Annotated in this window: 18 protein-coding genes; 6 read left to right on the top strand and 12 right to left on the bottom strand. The window is 43.6% G+C overall.

Annotation, left to right across the window (positions count from 1 at the left end; all coding sequences use genetic code 11):
• The first annotated feature begins 63 nt into the window (after positions 1–63).
• The 5 genes from ACXAEA_RS21945 to ACXAEA_RS21965 all read left to right on the top strand — a co-directional run bounded on the left by ACXAEA_RS21945 (position 64) and on the right by ACXAEA_RS21965 (position 5,435).
• Complete coding sequence (locus ACXAEA_RS21945; RefSeq protein ID WP_475097962.1) at positions 64–1,806, top strand: ABC transporter ATP-binding protein; 1,743 nt, start codon at positions 64–66, stop codon at positions 1,804–1,806.
• Positions 1,807–2,301: 495 nt separating this feature from the next.
• Positions 2,302–2,682 (top strand): GntR family transcriptional regulator, encoded by a 381-nt coding sequence (locus ACXAEA_RS21950; protein ID WP_475097963.1) that lies wholly within the window; start codon positions 2,302–2,304, stop codon positions 2,680–2,682.
• Between the two features lie 2 nt (positions 2,683–2,684).
• Positions 2,685–3,374, top strand: a complete 690-nt coding sequence (locus tag ACXAEA_RS21955) for an ATP-binding cassette domain-containing protein (protein ID WP_475097964.1) — start codon at positions 2,685–2,687, stop codon at positions 3,372–3,374.
• Positions 3,371–4,204 (top strand): hypothetical protein, encoded by an 834-nt coding sequence (locus tag ACXAEA_RS21960; protein ID WP_475097965.1) that lies wholly within the window; start codon positions 3,371–3,373, stop codon positions 4,202–4,204. Before ACXAEA_RS21955 ends, ACXAEA_RS21960 begins: the two co-directional genes overlap by 4 nt.
• A 13-nt stretch (positions 4,205–4,217) precedes the next feature.
• A complete protein-coding gene (locus ACXAEA_RS21965) occupies positions 4,218–5,435 on the top strand; it encodes a hypothetical protein (RefSeq protein ID WP_475097966.1) in 1,218 nt (405 codons plus the stop codon).
• Positions 5,436–5,547: 112 nt separating this feature from the next.
• Here ACXAEA_RS21965 and rlmD read toward each other — a convergent pair whose 3' ends face one another.
• The 12 genes from rlmD to ACXAEA_RS22025 form a co-directional block, all read right to left on the bottom strand.
• A complete protein-coding gene (gene rlmD / locus ACXAEA_RS21970; RefSeq protein ID WP_475097967.1) occupies positions 5,548–6,918 on the bottom strand; it encodes a 23S rRNA (uracil(1939)-C(5))-methyltransferase RlmD in 1,371 nt (456 codons plus the stop codon).
• An 86-nt stretch (positions 6,919–7,004) separates the two neighbouring features.
• Positions 7,005–7,343 (bottom strand): DUF3221 domain-containing protein, encoded by a 339-nt coding sequence (locus ACXAEA_RS21975; RefSeq protein WP_475097968.1) that lies wholly within the window; start codon positions 7,341–7,343, stop codon positions 7,005–7,007.
• Between the two features lie 80 nt (positions 7,344–7,423).
• Positions 7,424–7,873, bottom strand: coding sequence for a BsuPI-related putative proteinase inhibitor (locus ACXAEA_RS21980; RefSeq protein ID WP_475097969.1), 450 nt, complete (start codon positions 7,871–7,873; stop codon positions 7,424–7,426).
• 133 nt (positions 7,874–8,006) lie between these two features.
• Complete coding sequence (locus tag ACXAEA_RS21985) at positions 8,007–8,897, bottom strand: ABC transporter permease subunit (RefSeq protein WP_475097970.1); 891 nt, start codon at positions 8,895–8,897, stop codon at positions 8,007–8,009.
• Entirely contained in the window at positions 8,894–9,844 is a 951-nt protein-coding gene (locus ACXAEA_RS21990; protein WP_475097971.1) for an ABC transporter permease subunit, read from the bottom strand. The genes ACXAEA_RS21985 and ACXAEA_RS21990 overlap by 4 nt, the downstream gene beginning before the upstream one ends.
• A 96-nt stretch (positions 9,845–9,940) precedes the next feature.
• Positions 9,941–10,351 (bottom strand): hypothetical protein, encoded by a 411-nt coding sequence (locus ACXAEA_RS21995; protein WP_475097972.1) that lies wholly within the window; start codon positions 10,349–10,351, stop codon positions 9,941–9,943.
• Positions 10,352–10,730: 379 nt separating this feature from the next.
• Positions 10,731–12,863, bottom strand: a complete 2,133-nt coding sequence (recQ, locus tag ACXAEA_RS22000; protein ID WP_475097973.1) for a DNA helicase RecQ — start codon at positions 12,861–12,863, stop codon at positions 10,731–10,733.
• A gap of 110 nt (positions 12,864–12,973) precedes the next feature.
• Entirely contained in the window at positions 12,974–14,047 is a 1,074-nt protein-coding gene (locus ACXAEA_RS22005) for an ATP-binding protein (protein WP_475097974.1), read from the bottom strand.
• A 257-nt stretch (positions 14,048–14,304) separates the two neighbouring features.
• Complete coding sequence (locus ACXAEA_RS22010) at positions 14,305–14,853, bottom strand: hypothetical protein (RefSeq protein ID WP_475097975.1); 549 nt, start codon at positions 14,851–14,853, stop codon at positions 14,305–14,307.
• Positions 14,854–15,048: 195 nt separating this feature from the next.
• A complete protein-coding gene (locus ACXAEA_RS22015) occupies positions 15,049–16,524 on the bottom strand; it encodes a nicotinate phosphoribosyltransferase (RefSeq protein ID WP_475097976.1) in 1,476 nt (491 codons plus the stop codon).
• Between the two features lie 66 nt (positions 16,525–16,590).
• A complete protein-coding gene (locus ACXAEA_RS22020) occupies positions 16,591–17,142 on the bottom strand; it encodes a cysteine hydrolase family protein (protein WP_475097977.1) in 552 nt (183 codons plus the stop codon).
• Between the two features lie 249 nt (positions 17,143–17,391).
• A complete protein-coding gene (locus tag ACXAEA_RS22025; protein WP_475097978.1) occupies positions 17,392–18,333 on the bottom strand; it encodes a diacylglycerol kinase in 942 nt (313 codons plus the stop codon).
• Between the two features lie 346 nt (positions 18,334–18,679).
• Here ACXAEA_RS22025 and plsY point away from each other — a divergent pair, with 346 nt between their 5' ends.
• The gene (plsY, locus tag ACXAEA_RS22030; RefSeq protein WP_475097979.1) at positions 18,680–19,303 is read left to right on the top strand and encodes a glycerol-3-phosphate 1-O-acyltransferase PlsY; all 624 of its coding nucleotides are present in this window, start codon (positions 18,680–18,682) and stop codon (positions 19,301–19,303) included.
• Positions 19,304–19,454: the final 151 nt, after the last annotated feature.

The raw sequence follows: 19,454 nt of genomic DNA on the forward strand, positions 1-19,454 counted from the left end.
TTTAAATGTAACGGTGTGCTCCCTTATATGTGTTTATTTAAATAACACATAAAGGGGTAACTCATGGATTTTCCAGTCAAAAAATTTTTCTCGTATTATAAGCCGTATCTTAAATTGTTTTTATCCATATTGGCATGTGCATTTCTGGTATCCGCATTGTCTTTGTTGTTTCCATTGCTTGTCCGGTATATTACAAAGGATGTGCTGGAGGGAGACCTGTCAATTGCATTAAATAAGGTGTATTGGATTGGCGGGCTGATGCTTGTGCTCACCGCAATCCAGAATATCGGAAACTACATTGTGGACTATAAGGGCCATGAATTGGGAGCCAGAATGGAAAGCAACCTTCGCACCGAACTGTTTGAACATATGCAAAAGCTTTCGTTTAGCTTTTATGATAAGGAAAAGACCGGTCAGCTTATGTCCAGGATTACGAACGACCTCCTTTGGCTTTCCGAGCTGTACCATCACGGCCCTGAAGATTACCTAAAATATTTCGTCCGCTTTATCGGTGCGTTTGCCATCCTGTTCTCTATTAACGCGCCATTGACAATTGTTATATTCAGCTTTTTGCCGATTCTGGGGTTCTTTACTTTATATTTCAACAAGATGGAAAACAAGGCATTAATCAGAAACAAAGAAAGAATCGGAGACGTAAATGCCCAGGTCGAGGATAGTCTGGCTGGCATCCGGGTTGTTCAATCTTTTGCCAACGAGCAGGTAGAAATAGGGAAGTTCAACCGCGAAAACAGCCGTTTCCTTGATAGCAGGATCAGTTTCTATAGGACAGAGGCTAACTTTTACAATGGATTACAAACGCTTATCCAGCTGATCACGATTGCAGTCATCATCTTCGGAAGTTCAAGCATCGTGAATAATACTTTGGATTTGGCAGATTTGATCACTTTTATGCTGTATATAAACTTCATGCTAGAACCAATTCAAAAAATGGCTCAAATGAGCACACTTTTCCAGGAAGGAATCACCGGCTTCCAGCGCTTTACGGAAATCATGAATTTACAGCCCTCAATCGAAAACAAACCGAATGCGGTTACACTGCGGGAAGTCCGTGGCGAAATTGAGTTTAAGCACGTTCAATTCCGGTACGAGAACCATTTAAACCATATCCTTGATCATATGTCACTGAATATACAGCCGGGAGAATATGTTGCCCTGGTAGGCCCGTCGGGTGCAGGCAAGACCACTTTCTGCTCGCTCATTCCCCGCTTCTACGATGTGACAGACGGCAAGGTAATGCTCGACGGAATCGATGTCCGCGAGATCGATCTCTATTCATTAAGGAAGAACATAGGGATCGTTCAGCAGGATGTATACCTGTTTGCAGGAACGGTTATGGAAAATATCCGCTACGGAAATCCTGAAGCGAGTGATGAGGACATTATCGCTGCAGCCAAGTGTGCTAATGCTCATGACTTTATCATGAAATTGCCAGACGGTTACCAATCCGAAATTGGCCAGCGGGGAGTCAGGCTGTCAGGCGGACAAAAGCAGCGTCTTAGCATCGCCCGCGTTTTCCTTAAGAATCCGCCAGTGCTTATTTTGGATGAAGCAACGAGTGCACTGGATAACGAGAGCGAAAGCATCATCAAGGAATCACTGGAATTACTCGCAAAAGGGCGTACAACCATCGTCATAGCCCATCGCCTTTCAACCATCCGGAACGCACAGCGGATCATCGTTTTGACGGAGGAGGGAATTGTGGAGGAAGGAACACATGATGCGCTGCTTTCAAACGATGGAGCCTATTCTCACCTCTACTCCAAGCAGTTTGAATCCATAATGTAATATTCTTTTTTAAAATCGGCTCTCTTAAAATGGGGCCGATTTTTTACTGGCTTTCAAAACATGAGTTCTAAAATAGTGAATCCGTGAGCCGGAATTCCATTCAAAAAACAAAGAAGGCAACTCCCTTTTGGGTCAGTTGCCTTCTCTTATAATTAGCTTTGCTACAGCTTCTACATGTACAAAGTGTATGTGTCAACACGTCAGATGCTGGTGAGATTACATTTCCATTAAGATAAGCACAATATAGATTATGTACAATACTTCACAAGGATTATCAATTAAGGATTAGGACTATTTAAAGGATTTCAATATACTCTCCATCTAATTGATTGGGAGAATGAACCCCTCCAGTCAGCTTTATAAGAAAAAAATACCAAAAATGGAATTGACACTTACAGTGTACTAACCATATAATACACCTATAGCGTATGAACCACTTAATACACACACTTAAAATGACCTGATTTTTTTATAGGTCGTATAGGAGTTGTTTCAATGAATGTAAATTTTAATAATCGGGATCCGGTCTATTTACAGATTGTTCGTTATTTTAAGGAAAAAATCGTAAATGGAGAATTAGAACCTGGAGAAGAGATTCCATCAAGGCGGGATTTAGCAAATAGGATGAAAGTGAATCCTAACACTGCGCAGCGAGCGTATAAGGAAATGGAGGAACAGGGTTTGATTTATACGGAAAAGAATCATCCAAGCAAAATCACTACAGATAAACAGGTTTTAGGGAATGTGAGAAATGAGCTTCTTGTTGAGGCAGTTGATATGTTTGTAACATCTGTTCGTTCAATTAATGTACCAGTCGAGGAGCTCCTTGACTTGGTTAAGGAAAAATACAAAGCTAACGGGGATAAGGAGGCTTAAATATGATTGAAGTAAAAGCGGTTGAAAAGAACTATGGACGTAAGAAAATTTTAAAGGGTGTTTCATTCACAGCTAATAAAGGTGAAATCACTTGTTTAATTGGAATAAACGGAGTTGGCAAGACGACCATCCTAAATGCAATTATGGCTCTTACACCTATTAATAAAGGACAAATTCTAATAGACGGAAAACAGTTAGATAAACATACATTCGAAAAAATCACCTTTATCCCTGATGCCATTACGATGCTTCCAAACATGACGATCGCAGAGGCGATGGAGTTCATGAACGACTTTTATACTTGTTGGAATAATGACCGTGCAACAGAATTACTAGGGTTTTTCAGATTAAATCAAAGCGATCGAATTTCTTCCCTCTCTAAGGGAAATACAGCAAAGGTGAATCTGCTTCTTGGTTTAGCACTAGATGTGGATTATGTTTTAATGGATGAGCCGTTCTCGGGAATTGACATGTTCAGTCGAGAGGATATCGCCAATGTATTTACAAGTCATTTAATTGAAAATCGCGGTGTCATTATTACAACACATGAGGTAGGAGATATTGAGCATTTAATAGATAAGGTTGTCCTTCTAGATAACGGAATGGTTTCCAAGGAATTCAGTGCTGAAGAAGCACGCGAAATCGAAGGAAAGTCAGTCATTGATGTCATGAGAGAGGTGTATCAGAGATGAGGAATTATTTAAAACTCGTGAATTTTGAATTTAACCGTGTTGCTAAACTATTTGCCGTTTTACTAGGTTTGACATTTATTGTGCAAATAATAGGAGTAATTGTGGAATCAAAGAGCTACTTAAACATGGCTGATGAAAAAATTTTTGAAGAGTTAGTGCCAAAAGCACAGTTTCTGGAATCTTTCGGTCAAATGAGTTTTTTACAAATCATAAGCAGTATATGGTTTTTAGGTCCAATCGCAATTTGTATCGCTGGTGTAGGTTTTTACATCTTTCTCATTTGGTATCGTGACTGGTTAGGAAAAAATACATTTATTTACCGATTATTAATGCTTCCCACCACAAGATTGAATGTCTTTTATGCAAAAGCGACAACTATTTTAATCATGACATTAGGCTTAGTCGCCTTTCAACTCATTTTACTGCCGATCGAGATATTCGTAATGAAAACCATGGTTCCAGAAGAATTCAGAATGGATATGAGTGTAAGCGAAACTTTGGCCAGTATGCCTGAGTTATCAATTATTATTCCAAGTAGCGTAGTCGAACTGATCTTTTATTATGGAGCAGGTTTGTTGGTTGTTTCTGTTCTATTCACCGCGATCTTAATGGAAAGAAGTTTCAGGTGGAAAGGGATTATTGCGGGACTTATGTATATTGCAATTGCTGCAATGATATTTATTTCACCATTACTTTTACAAGGATTTGTTCTTAATGGGTTTTTCTATCCTATTGAATTATTGGCGCTTGAAATCATTACGGGTTTGATTGTACTTGCAGCATCTATTTGGATGAGCAAATACCTATTAACGAAAAAGATCACCGTATAAGGAGTGTTTTTACATGAAAAAATACTGGAAGATTATAATGATCACTGCTGTTATAGTGCTTAGCCTTGGAACTTTCTATGTTAGTTCTACTATGTCAGCGGAATCAAACCCAGAGTTCGTTATCAAAACAATAAGCGGCAATGCAGAAGAAATAAAGCCCTTGGTCTTAGAAGGATCGTATACAGATACTTCTTCTATGAGTTATGTTAGTACAAACTTATCAATTACACCAAAGGGATCTACATACAATGGTCGTTCCTTTCTAGATCAGATAATCGGACAGCCTCCAACTGTAATCAAGAATTTACAAGAAAAATATCGTACCTTTATGCGTAGTAAAGATCCATTCGTTAACAATTTCTTTGAGAACGAGCAGTTTCTGTCTTATGCAACTGTAGATTATAACTCAGGTTCATTTCAATCCAGAGACTTTAAGTTTGATATCTCTGTGTTAAACAAAGAGGAAGGCAACATAGACTCCTTCACGGCGGAAGTTCCTGATGTTGGAGAACTTGAGTATATATTTGTGGAGGATGTACAGAAGGTAGAGGATGAGTTATACATTATAACCCGAAATATTATGGGACATAATGAAGAAGAACATATCTATACGATTGATATTGCTAATCAAAATGTAAGTAACCATGAAGCCATAATTCAAACCACTAATGGTCAGAGTGATACTCGTATCAACGTACAACTAGTTCCAACCAGACCTACAAATGTGAATGAGCATCTGATTCTTGTAAAAACGGAACTAAAAGTGATTGAAGATACGGAATCTACTATAAGTGAAGAAGTTATAAATCAAGAAATCATTTCCTACAATTTAGTAACAAAAGAAAAAGAAAACATTGATGTACCAGAATTGAGATTAGATGAGAATCAACTCAGCTTCTTTGATGGCTCTCACATTTATTTCACAAGATTAGATGGACAAGAGCTCGTAGTAACTCCCTATAGCTTAGTAGACAAACATGTTGGAAAGGCATATAGTATTCAACTATCAGGTGAAAATGGTATTAAAGGTGGTCAAATGACAACCATAAACGATGGTAAACTCTATATTGCTTCCTCGCAAATGAGTCCGAACTTAAATATAAATGCGGATGTGGTTGTTGCGGATGCACATACAGGTGAAATGCTTTTTAGAGGTCAAGTAACTTTAGAAGATTCATTTAAAGAAACAAAGCATTTTGAGTTATATCTACACGAAATGTATGTGAAATAATACACGGGGACGGTTCTTGCGTTTCATTTAAAATTCTAAATGCCTTTATCAAATAGTATAATTTCCTGACACTACAAGAGCCTTATCCGCCAAAGGATAAGGCTCTCCATATTTATGCCAGTACAATCTTCGCAACAGCTTCGCAATGCGTCGTCTGCGGAAACATATCAACCGGCTGCACTTCAACTGTCTTGTATCCGCCATCTTCAAGAATCCGCAGATCCCTTGCAAGGGTGGCTGGGTTACAGGACACGTACACAACCTTCTTCGGTTTCATATTGATGATGGTCTGCAGCAAGGCTTCGTCACAGCCTTTGCGTGGAGGATCCACAACCAACACATCTGCGCTGTTGCCTTCTTCGTACCAGGCGGGAATGACTTTTTCCGCTTCGCCTACTGCGAATTCTGCATTCGTAATGCCGTTCAGTTCAGCGTTCCGTTTTGCATCTTCTATGGCTTCTGGCACGATTTCTACGCCGAATACCTTCTTTGCTTTTTGCGCTAAAAATAATGAGATCGTGCCGATGCCACAGTAGGCGTCAATGACGGACTCTTCGCCAGTCAGTTCCGCGTATTCAAGTGCTTTGTCGTAAAGCACCTTTGTCTGTTCGGGGTTCACCTGGTAAAACGAACGCGCAGAGATCGCGAACTTTATGTCACCGATATAGTCATAGATGACCTCGCTGCCCCAGAGAACCTCTGTTTTATCGCCCATGATGACATTCGTTTTCTTCGAGTTCACGTTATGGACGATTGATTTTACCTTAGGCAGACTTGCGACGATATCTTCAACCAACTTGTTCCGCTGGGGAATCTCATTTGTTCTGGTAACGATGACGACCATCAGCTCTCCGGTTTGTCTGCCATAACGTGCCATGATGTGGCGGAGTACGCCTTTGTGGTTTTCCTCATTATACGGCTGGATTCCCAGTTCGCTGGCGATTTCTTTTACCGCTTGTACCGCTTCGTTGATTTCTTCCAGATGCAGGAGACTCTCGTTTGTATCGACGATTTCGTGGCTGCGCGGCTTGAAGAAGCCGGCGATCAGCTTGCCGTCCTTTTCTCCTACCGGCACCTGCGCTTTATTCCGATAATGCCATGGATTGTCCATCCCCAAAATCGGGTGCACCACAACATCCTCAAGCTTGCCGATCCGTGTAAGCACTTGATTCACCTGGTTCTCCTTATACTTCAGCTGGCCTTCATAGCTGATATGCTGCAGCTGGCAGCCGCCGTATTTATGGGCATCTTCAGCCGGGCACTCGACACGGAATGTGCTTTTCTCAAGAATCTCCATCAGGCGGCCAAAGCCATAGCCCTTGTTAGCCTTGATCACCTTGATTTTCGCTTTTTCCCCAGGAAGTCCGCCCTGCACGAAAATCGGGTAGCCGTCCACCTTGGCAACACCTGCCCCGTCATGCGTCAAATCCTCAAACACAACATCTATATAATCATTCTTCTTAACCGGTATCGTTTTGCTCATCATTTCCGTCCTTTGCTGTAAATTAGCTAAGTCAGATTTTATCATATTAAAGGCCGGATTGCGAAACGCACCGGCCCTGAAACAGATTATTTCCGTTCTACTTTCTTCGCATTACCCTGCGCTGGATAACTCTCTCTTATGCCGCCGTCCAGCCAGAACTCCACTTGATCTCCTTTTTTAAAATCCGCTGCTTTTTCATACGTCAGCCAGATCAAATCGAGACCGCCCTGGTCGATCAATGCCTCTGGCGATATCTCTTTTATCTCATTGAATCTTTTCGAATCGATATTCTGGACTATCAATAAAGAACCCTCTTTCACTTCCAGAACATAACCGGAACCAGACTCACTTTGCTTACTTGCACAACCAGCAAAGACCATAGACATCAAAATTATAAACAGGAAAATAACTTTCCGTATTGCCATCTCCATCCCCCATCATCCAATCACGAGCAAAACAGCAGAACCGTCCCTCTGTTTCGCAAAACAGGAGAACCGTCCCCATGTTATTCCACAGAAAACTCTTTGGTCACTTCATACTTTTTTCCGCCCTTTGGCGTCATCCAGACAGTTAGTACATAATCGCCTTTTCCAAGGGTCAGCTCATGCAGGTCGATTTCATATGTCAGAGCCTCGCCTTGCTTCAATTTCTCTTCGCCTAATGCCTGTAAAAAGGATGCGACGCTTGAGAAGAGAAAAATCTCTTTGCCATCCCTCGTTTTCACCGAATAATCAAACCGCTGCGAGCTCGTGAATTCAAGGGTCACTTCTTCTTCCGTCTGATTCTTCACTTCATATTCAAATATCAATTGGCTTTTCTCTGCCAGACTTGCAGCCATTTCTCCCGCCACGATTCCTGCACCTCCTTGTTCCTGATTATTATTAGATACCTGCTTTTCCGTTCCACAGCCTGTAACCAGCAACCCAAGCAGCAATATTATCATTAATTTTTTCATCGCCCGATCCTCCTGTTGAATAAACTCTTCCTTCTATTTGTCAGGTGAAACGATCAAAAGGTTACAATCATTGATAAACTAAATAGCCCATTTTTAAACAAAAGGAGAAGTGCAAGCACACCTCTCCTTCGAATTAAGCCCTTTTATATTTTTTATCAAAGTATTTCTGAAGGCCGTTGCTGGTCATGGAAAACGCAAAGATGGTCATTCCAATCGCAAGGGTGCCGGTGATCGGCAGCCATGGGTGTGACCAGATGTGATTGGTGACGTCCAGGAAGTAAGTTGGCCAGACATTGGATGTATTCATCGCCTTATATGAGCCGTTCAGCTGTGAAACAAACTCCACACTTAAAAAGATCTCGACAATTCCAAGCTGGCCGATGAGGAACAGGACTCTTCCCAGATCCGAGAAAAACTGGACGATGAAAAATGGTCTTAGCGGAGGCCAGTAGTAGTTTTTCAGCATGGTCAATGGAGAAGATCCCGAAACGATTCCCGCTTCCACATATGGTTTTTTTGAGATATCCACCATTCCCTGATAAAAAATATCGGCAACCCTGCCAACTTCGATTACCGCCAGCACGAGCATGATCCATAGATATCGATCACTCGAAAAAACAATGAACGGTGTACCAATGATCAGGATCACAAAGAAAATAGGCGGCAAAAAAGAAAACAGTCGATTCCAGATGAGGAGAATCTTATGGAAAAATCGCGAATAAAAACTCGCCATAGCCAAGGGGATCGCGATTAGATAACGAATCAGCACGATCGCCAGTATGGTCGACAGTGTTTCCTTCGTTCCCAGCAATACCCTGCTCAATAAATCGACACCATTCTGGTCCGATCCGATCGGAAAACCTTCCGATGGAGCAAAAGGCGGGAGTTCGAATCCTCCATCTTCCTTTTGCCTCATAACATTTTCTTTTAAAGAAGTATCAACAAACGGAAGATAAGGCGCTGTAAAAGCAATGACCACTAGAACAGACAAAATAATCAAGCCAAAGATTAATGATTTATTCATGATTCATCTCCTGAAATTCCTGGGGTGACAACACTTTTGAAAATCTGTGTAACCAGATTGGCAACCAAAATGATCGAGGCGAAAAAGATGGTATAACCGGCTGCCGAGATTCCATCCACCATGATATCCAGCCCGACCCTGACGTTTGTGCCCCTAAGTACCGCGTCAAACAGGCCATCGGCTGCGCCTTGGAAATCCATCAGTTTTTCAACGATAAACAGATTCGATAACACATAGAGTGTGATGGTATTCGCATGCGCCAGTATTTTCGGCAACGAATTTTTCAGGATATGTATGAACAATATTTTCCTTCCGGAGGTTCCCTTCGATTCCGCGGTCCTGATGTAATCATTTCCCTCCTGCTCACGTAAACTCACATTTGTGATGTTCGCAAGGTAGAAAACAGGATAAATCAGCAAAAATAGAATCCCAACAACATAGGTTTCTAGTTTATCACTGCCATACAACGCAACATGGAAAAACAGCCCTTTCTCATATAAATACATCAGCCCAATCTGGATGATGATGATGAAAAAGAGATCGGGCATTGAAATGAACAGCCACGTCGTCCCATTCCCCAGAAAGTTCAGCTTCTTCCGCTGCATCCTAAAGTCAAAAATCCCTTTTAACACGCCAATGATATAGGCCAAAATCAAAGTCGGAACGACCAAAAGCAAACTCTTCCACGCCTTGCCCGAAACCCGCTCCACATATGACTGGCCAGGGACAAACTCACCGAACCCTTGATTTTCTTTTATATAATCAAAGAACCCGGTGATGTTTTCAATATGCTTGTCCATATCATAATCGTAGCTTGCGGATTTAAATTGCCCACCCTGGCCAGACTCGTATTTCGTCGTAGCCGGCAAAAACAAAATGCCGATAAACAAGAATACACAAATGATCCATAACACAATTTGCCCTAATGCCTTTTTAAAAATAACCATGAATCCTCCTGATGGATTGAATTTTAAACGATTAAAAAAGCTGCCTTAAAGCAGCCATCTGATATCACTCTCAACCAACTGTTTTCACTCTTAATCTCACAAATCCTCATAGTGAAGGCCCTTCTCTGGCAATTGTGCATCAGGTACGCCAATCCCCACCTGCTTGATTCCATCCTCCGTGACAGAATAAGAGTAAATCCAGCCCGGCTCATTCTCGAATCTGACTTCTAGATGGTACGGATTATAGTTCCGGCTTGTTCGGTGGCTGATTTTGAACCCTTCCTCCGGATAACGCTTCTCCAGGTATTCCGAGAGTTGCTCTGTTTTGATCCCAAGATGGTAATTGATCCAAAGCGGCCGGATTGCAAAGAACGCCAACTCCGCAACCACCACACCGAGCACGATCATCAAAGCAACTTTCTTCTTAGGAAGAAAATAAGTAACCACAAGCAACAAAATCACAATCCCCAAAGCTAGCAATATTTCAATAACCGTAATTGGATGCATCCTTACACCAGCTTTCTTTTTGCACTAGTTATATTTTACCATTTTTAACTTTTCTGAAAAGTGTATTTTTAAAAATCCCTAATCCTATCTTCGAGATTCATAGCTTATGTAACCATGATTGTGAACAATATCAATTTATCGGCTCATTAACGAGGATTTATGTGACCGTAATTGTGGACAAGGGCGATTTATCGGCACATTAAGCCGGATTATGTGACCGTAATTGTGGACAAGGATGATTTATCGGCACATTAACGCGGATTATGTGACCGTAACTGTGGAGAAAACCAAATCTCGAGCACATACTAATGCAACAAGCTGCTAACACCAACAACGATGACCTTACAAAAAAGACGAAGCCCTCGGGCTTCGTCTCTTCCTAATGTACCTTCTTTTTAGACATATACAAAAATGCCTTGATCATGAAGTAATTGACTTCATCAGTGAGCAGTTCCTTAATTGGTTTGAGCTTGTCGCGGCCGGCTTCTGCCACGGCCCGCTCAAGGTCATCAATATGCTGCCCAGGAATTAGCAACTCATAATCGACTTCCATCCCCTGCTGGATGCATTGAATGAGGTGATTTTCGACCGTGCTTTCCACTAGCTCGCGTCTTGCGGCAATCTCGGCTACGGTCAGTTTCTCCTGATGCAGCTTGTATGTTTCCAAATGCGAATCGCCGACTGCTTTTTTCGCAGGTTTCCTAACCGGCTCCGCGACGGCATTCATCACTGGCTGGCGCTCCGGATGCTCCTCGCAGAACTCAATAATCCGCTCAATGAATGGCTCGCCATACTTCTGCAGCTTATGCTCTCCGACTCCGGCCACCTTAAGGAACTCCGCATCCGACAGCGGAAGCTTCAGGCACATATCTTTCAACGAGGAATCGGAGAAAATGACAAACGGCGGCACTTTTTCCGAAGCAGCAATATTTTTCCGCAATTCACGGAGCTCTTCAAACAATGGATCATCATTAGAAACCAGCTTGACCTGCACGGCTTCCTTCCTAAATACCTGTGACTTGCCGAGCAAAACGTCCTTTCCTTTTTCCGGCACAAAAATTGTCGGATAGGTGCCATGCTCGACGCCGATCAGCTCCTGGGAAATCAGGAACTCGATCAGGTCATTTACCTGCTTCGTGCTCCGATTCTTCATCAATCCGTACGTCGGCAGTTTATCCAGGCGGAACTCGAGTACCTTCTTATTACGCGAGCCTGTCAAAACATTGGCCGTCATCGCCTTGCCGTATTTCTGGCCCATCCGGATGATACACGACAGCACCATTTGCGCATCCTTCGTGACATCCTCCGTCTCACGGGCGTCCGTACAATTGCCGCAGCGGCCGCACTGCTCTGTTTCCGTCTCGCCAAAATAATGCAGAATATAGGATTGCAGGCATTCCTCGGTATGGCAGTACCCGACCATCTGTTGCAATTTTTCAAGCTCAGGCGCGATCCGCTCGCGGTCGGCTGACTGGTCGATCAAAAAGCGCTGCACCTGGACATCCTGTGAAGAATACAGCACGATACACTCACTGTCCAAGCCATCACGGCCGGCACGGCCTGCCTCCTGGTAGTAGCTCTCCATATTCTTCGGCAGCTGGAAATGGAGAACATAGCGGATATTGCTTTTATCGATCCCCATTCCGAATGCCGAAGTCGCGACCATCACAGTGGCATCGTCCTGCAAAAATCGTTCCTGTTCGCGGTTCCGGTCTTCATCATTCATTCCTGCGTGGTAGCGGGCGGCATTGAAGCCTTCCTTCTGCAGCCACTCATAAAGCTGGTCAACAATCTTCCTGGTCGCCGCATAAATGATGCCGGCTTCCTTTTCGTTTTTTTTGATGAAATCCTTTAAATATGCCTGGCGGTCCTGGCCTTTTACCACGGAAAAACTCAGGTTGCTGCGCTCAAACCCTGTGATCACAGTGTTTTCAGGGTTTATTTTTAGCGAGGCGCAAATGTCTTCCCGTACTTTCGGAGTTGCTGTCGCGGTTAAGGCAAGCACAATCGGCTTTCGCGGCAAACGGTCAGAGAGTCCTGAAATGTGCATATAGCTCGGACGGAAATCATGGCCCCACTGTGAAATACAGTGTGCTTCATCAACGGCGATCAGCGGGATTTCCATGTCCTGGAGGTCATCAATGAACTCCCAGGATCCGAGTCGCTCGGGTGCAATGTACAACAGCTTGTACTTTCCGTTCCTGGCATCATCCATCCGGCTCGCAGCTTCACCGGCAGACAGCGAACTGTTGATATACGTCGCCGGAATACCATGCTGGATGAGCGTATCAACCTGGTCCTTCATCAGCGAGATCAGAGGCGAAATGACGATGGTCGTTCCTGGCAGCACGAGCGCCGGGATTTGATAGACAATCGACTTCCCTCCTCCAGTCGGCATGACGCAGACCGTGTTCTTTCCTTCTAATACTGAGCTGATTGCCTGTTCCTGTCCATGACGAAACGCGGAATAGCCAAAATGGTTTTGCAATAATTCACGGGCTTTTTGCAGCATAATGGGGTGCTCCTTTCAGTGAGAAAAATTGAGGGAAAAATGAGGAATTACTCTTTCATTGTACCAGATAGACAGCAAAAATGCCCTGCTCCAAAGAAGCAAGGCATTCATTATTTTGCAATCTTCAAGAAGTCGGCACTATCGAATCTGGGCAAGCTGATTCTGATCGTCGTGCCTTCGCCAAGCTTGCTTTCAATATCGATATTGCCCTGGTGGAGATCGATGATCCGCTTGCAGGTGATCAGCCCCAGGCCTGTCCCTTTTTCCTTTGTTGAATAAAAAGGTTCGAACAAGCGCTTGAATCTTGATTCCGATATTCCGCAGCCCTTATCGATGATGGTGACCATTACGGAATCTGAGCCCATTTCCTCAAGCCTTACTTCGATAAAATGGCCGCTGTTCTCGGTTGCTTCAATCGCATTCTGCAGCAGATTGATTAGCACCTGCTTCATTTGTTTCCTGTCACAATTCAGAAGAATTTCCGACTCAAACTCAAATTCTACTTTTATGCTCTTTAGGAGCGCCTGCGGTTCCATGAAGTGGATGCATTCGCGTAAAAGTTTATTAAAATCCGTAGGCTGAAAATGCACATTTTCACTTGGTTTCGCAATGAACATGAACTCATTGACGATTTCATTGATCCGGTCCATTTCATCCAGCATGATGTCCAAGTACGGCACCAATGATGGGTCCGATACGCTCTCTTTGACAATTTTCGCAAAACCTTTCAGCGAGGTGAGCGGATTCCGGATTTCATGTGCAATGCCTGCGGCCAGCTCTCCCACAACGGAAAGCTTCTCCATTTGCTGAACCTGTTTCTCTCTCACTTTTTCCTTCGTAATGTCTATAGTCGTCCCAATTACCTCCACCGTTACTCCGTTTTGGCGAACGGGATTCAGGATGGCAAGGTACTGGATTCCGCCAAAGCTCCCTTCGTAGTTAACATGCTCCCCATTCCACGCCTTTTCATAAAAAACCTCTTTCCGGAGAGCCTGATCAGCCGGAAGGAACTCAAACAATGATTTCCCCACTACATATTTAGGGCAAAGACCTACTTTTTCTATCAGTTTGCCTTCAATAAACGTATGGATGAATGTGTTGTTTATCTTTTCGAACTTAAAAATAAAGCCCGTTTCTCTCGGAATGAACTGCTCATAATCCACCCTGCACTTCTGGTCAGTCACACGGCAACACCCTTAGAAAAAGATTCGTTCTCTATTAATTCTTTATTCACAGGGGAAATCCTTTAGAAAAAATAGGGAATTTGCAGTGGATTTCTTACTATTTGTCGATTGTTGCGCTGTTATAAAAAAGAAAAGGACCCCGGCTTTGCCAGCGTCCTAAACTACTGCTCTTTGCACAGAAAGAACCTAATGTTAAGTACAGCAGTGATTTTGGGTTTCATCGCTCATAACTTTTTTCAAAATTTCTCTAAACTACTTTATTCACCATTTCTCTTCCAAACAGCATAACCAAGCCAGACAAGGGCTACTCCCGCAAGAGGTTGAGCCACGTATGAGCCGTATGGAACAAAATCCAATATTGGAACTACGACGAGAATTAGTGCAGGCCAGCGCGGAAGGATGCCTTTTATCGCGGTAAAAAGACCGAATAATAAAAGACCTAAAAAGAAGGGGTATAATGAGAGCGTGATCCCTGTCATTAATTTGCCAGGAGGATTTTCGAGCACTTCAGGAGCCGCTGATTCAAGCACTTCTATTAAAAAAGCGTTCACCCAGCTGTGCCCCGTCCACATCGCTGCACCGAAAAACGCAAGGAGGAAGATGAGAAAACCTGGTTTACCAAAAGCTTTTGCCTGGCTAAGATACATGCCAGCCAGACCGAGCAACAAGCAGAGCATCCCGATTAAATCAAGATAAGCTCCAAATGCGTGCATGCCAACGTTGTACCAGATAGCTAATGAAACAAATAGAATCCCTGCAATCATAGAGCAAATGCCAGTAAAGCGAATGAATGAAGATAAAGTCATAAAGAATACACCACCTGTTTTGGAATTTGTATTCATGACAACCATCATTACCTCACTGCATCCTATAAACGTTCACACCCTCCCTTCGAATATCCTATTCACATATTATTAACCTTGAATTTCAAAAAGAACGTCGCACAAAAGTATTTTAGTGATAAAAAAACTGCTTCCCACTAAGGAAAGCAGCCCTCACCATCACATCTTTTCTCCAGTCATCTCCATGACTTTCTCTTTCACTTCTGCTATATTGCGCATTTTGTTGTCCCAGCATTTCTGGCTGAGGTCAACCGGGTACTCTTCTGGATTGAGCATGCGCGTGTATTCTTCCCAAAGCACGCTGAGGCAGTATTTTGAATGCTTGCGGACTTCCTCGAGGCTTGGCTGGCTGTAGACAAGCTTGCCTTCCTTGAAGACGTCGTGGTGCAGCTCCCGTGCGTCGAAATTCGTGACGAACTTGCTGATGAATGTGTGAACCGGATGGAACATCTTCAGGCGTTTTTCATCCTGGGGATTTTCGTCCTCAAGCGCGATGTAGTCACCCTCTGAGCGGTTATTCGATTTGTTGATGATCCGGTACACCTTTTTGATGCCTGGTGTCGTCACTTTTTCAGGATTTGAGGAAATCTTGATCGTATCCTCCATGGTACCGTCCGCACGCTCGATGGAAACAATTTTATATACCGCACCAAGCGCCGCCTGATCGTAGGCGGTAATCAGCTTTGTGCCGACTCCCCAGACGTCGATTTTCGCACCCTGGGCTTTCAGGTTCATGATCGTGTACTCATCCAGGTCACTGGAGGCAACGATTTTCGCATCCCTAAAGCCAGCTTCATCCAGCATTTTTCTCGCTTCCTTAGAAAGATAAGCAAGGTCCCCGCTGTCAAGGCGGATGCCGATAAAATTGATCTTGTCGCCGAATTCCCTGGCAACCTTGATTGCATTTGGAACGCCGGATCTTAATGTATCATACGTATCGACAAGGAATACGCAGTCTTCATGCGTTTCTGCGTATTTTTTAAAAGCAGTGTAGTCGTCCCTGTAGGCTTGTACCATTGAGTGGGCATGCGTTCCGGCAATCGGAATCCCAAACAGCTTGCCCGCACGCACATTGCTCGTCGAATCAAAACCGCCCACATAAGCAGCACGAGTGCCCCAAAGTGCCGCATCCAGTTCATGCGCACGCCGCGTACCGAATTCCATCGCAACCTCATCTTTCACAACCTGCTTGATGCGTGAAGCTTTTGTCGCAATCAATGTTTGGTAGTTGACGATGTTCAGCAGCGCCGTCTCAATCAGCTGCGCTTCAGCAAGTGGAGCATCAACCCTCAGCAGCGGTTCATTGGCAAAAACAATCTCGCCCTCCTGCATCGCGCGGATATTGCCCGTGAAGCGAAGCTCTTTTAAGAAACCGAGGAAATCCTCATCGAACTTCCCTTCTTCTCTCAAATACTGAATATCATCTTCTGTGAAACCGAAGTTCTCAATATAGTCGATGATTTTTTCAAGGCCGGCAAACACGGCATAGCCATTGCCGAAAGGAAGCTTGCGAAAAAATAAATCAAACACCGCACGGCGATTGTGGACGCCATCGCGCCAATAGGTTTCCATCATATTTAATTGGTATAAGTCCGTGTGCAGCATCAAGCTGTCGTCTGTGAATTTTGTGCTCATCAAAAAACCTCCAAATTTACTGCAATACGTAATCGATCAAGTGCTATTGAACCTCGAAAAGCAAACTCACTTTACCTCTGCACCAATCGAACTCTCGAAATGGCGGAGCGACCATTCATGGCCAACCTGGTCAAAAGAAGCAACCGCATCCTTATACACAATAACCTTAAATCCCTTGTTGTAAGCATCTACCGCTGTATGAAGCACACAAATATCCGTGCAAACGCCGACAAGATGCACTTCCGTGATGCCACGCTCACGCAGTTTTATCTCAAGATCCGTACCGGCAAATGCCGAATACCTCGTTTTATCAATATAATGCACATGGTCCAGGTGCTTGTTCTCCTCATACACCGCCTGAAGGCTGCCGTACAAGTCCCTTCCCTCCGTGCCGCGGATATTATGGGGCGGATACAGCTTCGTCTCCGGATGGAACTCGTCGCCCTCAACATGGACATCAATCGCGAATACCACATAGTCACCATTTTTGATGAATTCATCGGTGATGCCGACTAGCCTCTCCTCAATGTTCTGTCCCGGCTCCCCGCACGTCAGCCGCCCATCATCAGCCACGAAATCATATGTATAGTCGATATTGATCAACGCCTTGTTCCCCATTATGGATCCACATCCTTTTATCATATTATCTATTATTTTCTTCCATTTATGTTTTCCAGGCAAATTTTACACATCCTATACTGATTACATACCCTGTTTCAGGAAGAATCCACATATTCATTAGGTTCTCAAATGTTCTTTTACCGAAATCAGCTCCTTGACCAGTTTTCGGGTAATGCAATGACCTTCCCTACACCGCTCATTCACAAAAACACAAAAAACCACCCCAAAAATCGGAGTGGTTCTAAATCATTCTGCTTTAAAGTTCAAATCCAGGTTTTCTGGACGGTCTTCTGGACGGATTTCATCAAGCGGCACGTAGACTTCAATGTGCCTGAACAGGTTTTCGAACTCGGCAGGAAGGTTGCCTCCGTATTCGCCGTCGAGATTCAGCTGGACGGTTTCTTTGGCTTGGACCTTGATGCGGTTCGCCTGCGTATAAATGACGCCAGGGTCATTGATATGCTCGCCGCGGACAGCGAGTGTCGCGATCCTGATAAAATCGGCAAGGTTCGTCTTTTTCAAAATCAATAATGAAAACAAGCCATCATTGATGGATGAGTTCGGTGCCAGTCGCTCGAAGCCGCCTACGGAGTTTGTCAGCCCGACGAGGAACATCATGACTTCTCCCTCGAACAGCTTGCCATCATACTCGATGCTCACTTCTGAAGCACGGATTGAAGGCAGCATCTCGATTCCTTTTAAGTAATAAGCGAGCTGGCCGAGCATCGTCTTGAGCTTGCTTGGAACCTCGTATGTCAGCTCTGTCATCCTGCCGCCGCCTGCAATATTTATAAAATATTTATCATTGATCCGGCCTACATCAACCGGAATCGTTTCGCCTTTTACGATGATGTCGACCGCAGCCTCGATATCCCGCGGAATATGGAGCGCGCGCGCGAAGTCATTGGTTGTGCCAACCGGAATGACGCCAATTTTCGGACGGTAGTCCTGCTCGGCAATTCCATTGACTACCTCGTTAATCGTGCCATCTCCGCCAGCGGCAATGACAAGGTCATATCGTCGCTCAACTGCAATTTTCGCTGCCTGCGTCGCATCTCCCTCACCTGTTGTCGCGTGGCAGGAAGCTTCATAGCCCGCATTCTCCAGCTTAACTAAAACTTCCGCGAGATGCTTTTTGAAAATCTCCCGCCCGGAAGTCGGATTATAAATGATTCTTGCTCTTTTCATACCCATCATCCTACTTAATATGGTTTTTAATTCCATCATTTTACATCATATCTCAAATTCAACGATCAGGCAATTGTCCAACATCCATCTACCGGATATATCATAAACTACTTTGTGCCTATTTGCCAAAAAGAAACCCAACTTTTAATCAAAGTGTTAACTATTGTATTTTTCGAAAAACTCTTCCATTCATTCTCGTTCTTTTTTACAATACAAAGAGAAGATTATGGTTACATAAAATGGAAGATACCCCTGACGGCACTATGGCTATCAGGAAATTATCTTTCATCAACCTGGCCATTTTGGAATATGATTTTTTAACTAGATTAAAAGGGTGACTAAATTTATGACCTGGATGATTCTTTTGGCAGCTTATTTAGTTGGATCCATTCCAACAGCTTTACTAATTGGCAAATATTTTTTCCATGTTGATATCCGGGATCACGGCAGTAAAAATCCCGGAGCAACCAACACACTGAGGGTAATGGGTAAAAGGGCAGCCGTCATCGTATTGCTCGTGGACGTCGCCAAAGGGATGCTTGCTGCTTCTCTTCCATTGATTCTCAGTGTACCAATAAGTCCGCTTTACGCTGGATTGATTGCCGTCATCGGCCATTGCTTTCCGATATTCGCAGGCTTCCGCGGCGGCAAGGCGATTGCGACGACAGCAGGGGCACTTTTGATTGTTGATATCGGAATGTTCCTTGCCGTTTATGTAACCTTCTTCGCCGTCATACTTATCACCAAATATGTATTCATGGGTTCGATTTCTGTCGGAATCGCTATGCTGGTATATTCGTTTTTCTCTCCAGAAATCAATGAAACATACCTGTTTACTGCCTTTATATTATTTTTAATTTTTCTCCATCGTTCAAACCTTCAAAATTTCTTTCATGGAATGGAACCAAAAATCAATGATAAGAAAGTGAAGGGCGATCGCCTTCCACCTAAGGATTCTTTTAAAAAGTAAAGTAAACCATGGCTATGATGTCATGGTTTTCTTTATCTTTATAAATATATCAGTAAAGTAAATTACTATTACTGGAATAATATTTTTTGCAAAAAAATAGATTGTTATTCACTTGAGTGAAATGATAGAATATTACATGTATTAGCAATAT

The sequence above is a fragment of the Mesobacillus sp. ABV4_180 genome (assembly GCF_056158485.1).

Bases quoted from the DNA above. Each gene is read 5' to 3' on its own strand.
- ACXAEA_RS21945 (WP_475097962.1), top strand. From the start codon at position 64: ATGGATTTTCCAGTCAAAAAATTTTTCTCGTATTATAAGCCGTATCTT.
- ACXAEA_RS21950 (WP_475097963.1), top strand. From the start codon at position 2,302: ATGAATGTAAATTTTAATAATCGGGATCCGGTCTATTTACAGATTGTT.
- ACXAEA_RS21955 (WP_475097964.1), top strand. From the start codon at position 2,685: ATGATTGAAGTAAAAGCGGTTGAAAAGAACTATGGACGTAAGAAAATT.
- ACXAEA_RS21960 (WP_475097965.1), top strand. From the start codon at position 3,371: ATGAGGAATTATTTAAAACTCGTGAATTTTGAATTTAACCGTGTTGCT.
- ACXAEA_RS21965 (WP_475097966.1), top strand. From the start codon at position 4,218: ATGAAAAAATACTGGAAGATTATAATGATCACTGCTGTTATAGTGCTT.
- rlmD (WP_475097967.1), bottom strand. From the start codon at position 6,918: ATGAGCAAAACGATACCGGTTAAGAAGAATGATTATATAGATGTTGTG.
- ACXAEA_RS21975 (WP_475097968.1), bottom strand. From the start codon at position 7,343: ATGGCAATACGGAAAGTTATTTTCCTGTTTATAATTTTGATGTCTATG.
- ACXAEA_RS21980 (WP_475097969.1), bottom strand. From the start codon at position 7,873: ATGAAAAAATTAATGATAATATTGCTGCTTGGGTTGCTGGTTACAGGC.
- ACXAEA_RS21985 (WP_475097970.1), bottom strand. From the start codon at position 8,897: ATGAATAAATCATTAATCTTTGGCTTGATTATTTTGTCTGTTCTAGTG.
- ACXAEA_RS21990 (WP_475097971.1), bottom strand. From the start codon at position 9,844: ATGGTTATTTTTAAAAAGGCATTAGGGCAAATTGTGTTATGGATCATT.
- ACXAEA_RS21995 (WP_475097972.1), bottom strand. From the start codon at position 10,351: ATGCATCCAATTACGGTTATTGAAATATTGCTAGCTTTGGGGATTGTG.
- recQ (WP_475097973.1), bottom strand. From the start codon at position 12,863: ATGCTGCAAAAAGCCCGTGAATTATTGCAAAACCATTTTGGCTATTCC.
- ACXAEA_RS22010 (WP_475097975.1), bottom strand. From the start codon at position 14,853: ATGACTTTATCTTCATTCATTCGCTTTACTGGCATTTGCTCTATGATT.
- ACXAEA_RS22015 (WP_475097976.1), bottom strand. From the start codon at position 16,524: ATGAGCACAAAATTCACAGACGACAGCTTGATGCTGCACACGGACTTA.
- ACXAEA_RS22020 (WP_475097977.1), bottom strand. From the start codon at position 17,142: ATGGGGAACAAGGCGTTGATCAATATCGACTATACATATGATTTCGTG.
- ACXAEA_RS22025 (WP_475097978.1), bottom strand. From the start codon at position 18,333: ATGAAAAGAGCAAGAATCATTTATAATCCGACTTCCGGGCGGGAGATT.
- plsY (WP_475097979.1), top strand. From the start codon at position 18,680: ATGACCTGGATGATTCTTTTGGCAGCTTATTTAGTTGGATCCATTCCA.